We start from the raw sequence: 4,693 nt of genomic DNA, 5'->3' as shown, positions 1-4,693 counted from the left end.
AAAGCATTTTATTATAGTTACTTGCAGCAAGTACGTGATACCAACAATTGGGAACATTGGTTGCTTTTTATACTTGAGGGTGTGATTGAAACAGCGCAACAAACCATTGTCTTGATTCATAATATCAAGCAATTAATGCAAACTTATAAGCATGATATTCGTGCTCAATTACCCAAAATTTACAGCCAAGATTTACTTAATAATTTATTTAAGCATCCTTATACAAAAATTGATTTTCTTAGCAATGCATTACAGGTGAGCCGTATTACAGCCACGAAATATCTTGATAGTTTAGTCAAGCTAGGTTTGTTAGAAAAGCATAAAATTGGCAGAAGTAATTATTATTTGAATAAGCCTTTATATCAATTGTTTATCTAATCGTTGATTTGACATGTATAGAAAACGCCAAAATCTATACACATCATCATGCACATGTATAGAAAATCGCAAAATCTATATATATAGTTAATCTCGTTCCAACGGTCTCTGTTGGAATGCAGCATAGACGCTCTGCATCTTTGAGAGCAGCTAATTTATTTTTTATTGGAAAACAGGGCTTCTTCTACATTTTCCACGCGCTCTTTTAGTGTGTTCATTAAGCGCATTTCCTGTGAACGATTTAATAATTCTTGTTTTTGTTGAGGCGTTAAATGTTGCAGAATATTTTCAATATCAAATTCTTGGTTCTGCTCTTGCTCGTTTAAATACATTTCTCCTTTGCCTGTTAGTAGCCAGTTTATGTTAATACCGAGCTTTTTATGTAATTTGGCTAAAGTCTCTGAAGCAATAATATTGGTTTTATTTAAATCTAAATAGTTCTTTAGCGTTCCATAGGGGATACCAAGTAACTTTGCAAATGCTGTTTTATTCCCATTACAAGTATCCGCTATAGTTGTTTGTAGCCTATTTGCTATCTCTTTTTTCACCTTAAAACCCTTTTTAGAGCTATTTGAAGCTACTATCAATATTTTTAGATTAAAAAATAACCTATTTTTATTGACATTAGATTTATTTAAATCTATTATGTATCTGAATATAGCCAATTGAGCTAAAGCATAATTCAAAAAAGAAACATTATATTATGAATCCCACTGCACTTGAATAAATATGAGTGAGGTATTCTTGCGTGTGAATATCATTCGGCATTGAGTTTAACTGGGTAATGCCTGCCTTTAAAAGCTATTTGATGAAAAAACCTCATTAATAAAATGACCTAATCAATAGGGAAAAGCCAGCTCAAGCATAATGGCGATGTGAAAAAAGTCTGAGCATGGCTATCAAAGCAAGGTGTGTCAACTAACATTCTTTGGCAGGCATTACCCAGTCAAATTTCATAATGAAACCGTATTTTTGTGATAAAAGTTTGGATTAATGTTATCTATGTCCCTTCTCATCTTCGAATTTCTCATTCTGATTCTCATCATCGCTGTGATATTTTATTGGATACGCTGAATATAGAGCGCAGAGCATCTATGCTGCATTCCAATGGAGACCATTGAACGAGGCAAACGAGAAAAAAACAAAGCCTCCTCTCTCCCCTTGACCAATCATTCATTTTCGTTAAAACTGCATTCTATCTCCAATAATAAGAATTCTCATGCACTATATTCAAAATTATTATCGTGAATTAGATGATTTACGCCGTATTGCAGGTGGCAGCAATGAGGGTGAGTTGCGCCGCGCTTTTGAGAGTTTATTAAAAAATATCGGTGAGGAGCATCAGTTAATTTTGAAGTCTGAGCATCAGTTTGAGCCGTTTAAATCGACTGGGAAAAAAACCAAGTTACGCGCGGATGGGGTGTTGGTCGATCGCTTGCGTATTGTGCATGGTTGGTGGGAGGCGAAGGATGAGAAAGATGATTTGGATAAGGAGATTGTGGCTAAGTTAGATAAGGGTTATCCGAGCGATAATATTATTTTTGAGGATACGCAACAGGCTGTTTTATTGCAAAATGGTCAAGAAGTGATGCGGTGTGATGTGGAGGATATTAAGCCGTTTCAGCAGCTTTTAGATCGTTTTTTTGATTATGAATTGCCTGAAGTGGAGAATTTTCGGACGGCGCGGAATAAGTTTTTAACCGAGTTGCCAAAGGTGGCGCAGGCGTTAAGTGAGTTATTGCAGCAGGCGCATCAAGAGAATAAGCAGTTTAATGCTAAAGCAGATGTGTTTTTGCAATTGTGTCGGCGTTCGATTGGGCAGCAGGTGAGTGCGCGGCATGTGGATGAGATGTTGGTGCAGCATATTTTGACCGATCAGGTTTTTCGTGCGGTGTTTCCGAGTTCTAATTTTCATGCTGAGAATCATTTGGCAGTGGCGATTGGGGGATTGGAGCGCAGTTTTTTACGTGGGGAGACGCGAGCGAATTTGTTGAAGCGGTTAGAGCCGTATTTTGCAGCGATTCGGCAGGCGGCGGCGAATACGATTACGTCATACGAAAAGCAGACTTTTTTGAAGCAGGTTTATGAGGATTTTTATAGTGCTTATAACGCGAAGGATGCGGATAAGTTGGGGATTGTGTATACGCCACAGGAGGCGGTGCGTTTTATCATTTCTGGGTGTGATTGGTTGACGCAGGTGCATTTTGATAAGCGGTTGATTGATAGTGGTTTGGAGATTTTGGACCCTTGTACGGGTACGGGTACGTTTGTGGTGGATTTGTTGGATTTTTGGCGTGGAGAAAAGGCGGCGTTAGAGTATAAGTTTGCGAGTGAGGTTCACGCGAATGAGGTGTCTATTTTGTCGTATTATATTGCTTGTTTGAATATTGAGCAGAGTTTTTATGAAATCACCGATAAGTGGCAGGAATTTGAAGGTTTGTGTTTTGTGAATACCTTGGATAATGTCGGGTTTGAGCAAACGCATGAGGGTGCAATCAATGATTTATTTGGTGGTGTAACGGATGAGAATCATTTAAGAATTCAGCAGCAGAATAAGCGTAAGATTCCTGTGATTATGGGTAATCCTCCGTATAACGCAAAGCAAGAGAATTATAATTTACAGAATGCGAATCAAGCTTACAAGGAAATGGATAAGCGGATTAAAGATACTTACATTAGCGAAGGCACAGCGCAAAATCAAATTGTTATTTATGATATGTATGTACGCTTTTTTCGTTGGGCATCGGATAGAATTGGTGAACAAGGTATTTTGGGATTTATTACTAATCGGTCTTATTTGGATTCACGTAGTTTTGATGGTTTTCGTAAAACAATTGCTCAGGAATTTCAAGAAGTTTGGATTGTGGATTTAATGAGTGATGTGCGGAAAAATCCTAAAATTTCAGGCACGAAGCATAATATTTTTGGGATTCAAGCGGGTGTAGCAATTGTGTTTTTGGTGCGAAATCCTGCCATCACGGGTTGCGATATTCGTTATTTAAGTTTGGATGATTTTTTAACTGCGGTTGAAAAGCGTCAATGGTTGAAATCGAGTTATTTGCAGAAATTAGCTAAAACAGGACAATTTGAGAGAATCAAGCCAAATCCTCAAGGTTTATGGTTAAATCAGCCAACGGAAGATTGGAGTGAATGTTTATCTGTTATAAGCAAAGAGGTTAAAGCAGGAAAAAGTGAACAAGCTATTTTTAAGTTATTTTCAAGGGGAGTAGAAACAACTCGTGATGAATGGGTTTATGATTTTTCCAGCAACAAGCTAAATCAAAAGATATTGTTTTTTATAGATACTTACAATAAAAATATAACTAAAAAAGAAATTGATTTATCTATTAAATGGAGTTCTTCATTAAAGTCTTACAAAGAAAGCAAAAAAAATATATCTTATTATAGAGAATTAGTGAGATTAAACTTATATCGACCATTTTTTAAACTCTATCATTATGTTGGGAAAGAGTTAAATCATAGATTGACAGATAATCATTATTCTTTTTTTGGTAATTCCTTAGATAAAGATAATATATTAATTGGTTTTTCAGGACTTTCATCAAGTAAACCATTCCAATGTATTGCGAGCCAAACAATCATAGGTATGGATACTCTTGAAAAAACCCAATGCCTTCCAATTTTTCGTTACGAAAACGGCGAAAAAATAGAAAACATCACTAACTGGGCATTAAAGCAATTCCAAACACACTACAAAACTGAAAACATTGAGAAACTGGATATTTTTCACTATGTGTATGCGGTGCTGCACGACCCGCGCTACCGTGAAACCTTCGCTTTGAACTTAAAACAAGAATTCCCACGTATACCGTTTTATCCTGAATTTGAAAAATGGGCAGAGATTGGCAAATAACTAATTGATTTACATATTAACTTTGAACAAGCCAAACCCTATCCGCTGCAACAAATCGACACAAAAACCACAGCCGCGCCAAAATGCAAACTCAAAGCCGATAAAACCAACAATTGCATCGAAATCGACAGCCAAACCCGTTTAGAAAACATCCCGCCACAAACATGGGAATATCAACTCGGCAACCGCTCAGCCCTAGAATGGATTTTAGACCAATACAAAGAAAAGAAACCGTTATTTCAAACTTACCCAAATCTATTCATAGATAACTATGTGTTGGTTTAGTGTTGAATTCCTAATTCACAGAGGATGGTTTCACTTAAAGCATATTGCAAAAGCCAGAGCCTTCCTCTCCAAAGGCTTAGACGGTGTAACTCACCGCATAATTGGCTAAATTGATAGCCGCATTCAAGTCACGGTCTTGAGTATGACCGCATTCAC

At 36.9% G+C, this 4,693-nt stretch carries 2 protein-coding genes and 1 pseudogene; 2 read left to right on the top strand and 1 reads right to left on the bottom strand.

All coding sequences use genetic code 11. From position 1 onward, the window contains the following. Positions 1-378 (top strand): Fic family protein (locus ABXH34_RS17870; protein WP_502710430.1); only part of this gene is annotated, 378 nt, incomplete at its 5' end. A 155-nt stretch (positions 379-533) separates the two neighbouring features. Here the strand turns inward: ABXH34_RS17870 and ABXH34_RS17865 are convergent. After that, a complete protein-coding gene (locus ABXH34_RS17865; RefSeq protein ID WP_353573243.1) occupies positions 534-1,064 on the bottom strand; it encodes a helix-turn-helix domain-containing protein in 531 nt (176 codons plus the stop codon). 533 nt (positions 1,065-1,597) lie between these two features. Between ABXH34_RS17865 and ABXH34_RS17860 the strand changes: the two are divergent. Beyond that, positions 1,598-4,537, top strand: a pseudogene (locus tag ABXH34_RS17860) (type ISP restriction/modification enzyme). The last annotated feature ends 156 nt before the right edge of the window (positions 4,538-4,693 follow it).

Origin of the sequence: Candidatus Albibeggiatoa sp. nov. BB20 (genome assembly GCA_016744725.1) — a bacterium.
Taxonomy (GTDB): domain Bacteria; phylum Pseudomonadota; class Gammaproteobacteria; order Beggiatoales; family Beggiatoaceae; genus Albibeggiatoa.
This window is presented reverse-complemented; position numbering and strand designations above follow the sequence as displayed.